This window comes from Streptomyces phytophilus (genome assembly GCF_013870535.1).
Lineage (GTDB): Bacteria > Actinomycetota > Actinomycetes > Streptomycetales > Streptomycetaceae > Streptomyces > Streptomyces phytophilus.
In genome coordinates this window covers 1-601 of the sequence record NZ_JACBXC010001757.1, presented here as the reverse complement: position 1 = coordinate 601, position 601 = coordinate 1, and the positions used below count along the sequence as shown (strand labels likewise).

1 protein-coding gene is annotated in these 601 nt (G+C 59.6%); it reads left to right on the top strand.

The features are described 5' to 3' along the window. A partial coding sequence (locus H5J30_RS35765; protein ID WP_181791938.1) for a DddA-like double-stranded DNA deaminase toxin occupies positions 1-442 on the top strand: 442 nt, incomplete at its 5' end. Positions 443-601: the final 159 nt, after the last annotated feature.

Genomic DNA, 601 nt, shown 5'->3' with positions numbered 1-601 from the left:
TACCCAAACCACCGTCTACAACCTGACCGTCAACGACAAACACACGTACTATGTGCTCGCTGGGCAGATATCGGTCCTCGTTCACAATGCAAACTGTGGACCTCACCTCAAGGACTTGCAGAAGGACTACCCCCGGCGCACTGTCGGCATCCTTGACGTCGGAACTGATCAGATTCCGATGATTAGCGGCCCAGGCGGCCAGTCGGGACTTCTCAAGAACCTCCCAGGTCGTACGAAGGCCAACAGGGAGCACGTGGAGACTCACGCAGCAGCGTTCTTGCGTATGAACCCGGGTGTCAGAAAGGCTGTGCTCTACATCGACTACCCGACGGGGGCCTGCGGAACATGTCGAAGTACATTGCCTGACATGCTGCCCGAGGGCGTTCAGTTGTGGGTGATCTCGCCGCGTAGGACAGAGAAATTTACGGGACTCGGTGACTGAGACCGCGTTTGAGATCTGGTCAGCGGGCTCGTTGTAGTGGTCGTGGTCCCTGCCGGATTGCGGGTCGGCCACGGGTGAGCCGGCGCAGCATGACGTCGGTCATGGCCCAGCGGATCATGGTCTCGGCATGACGCGGGTCGCGTTCGTAGTCGCAGGCCA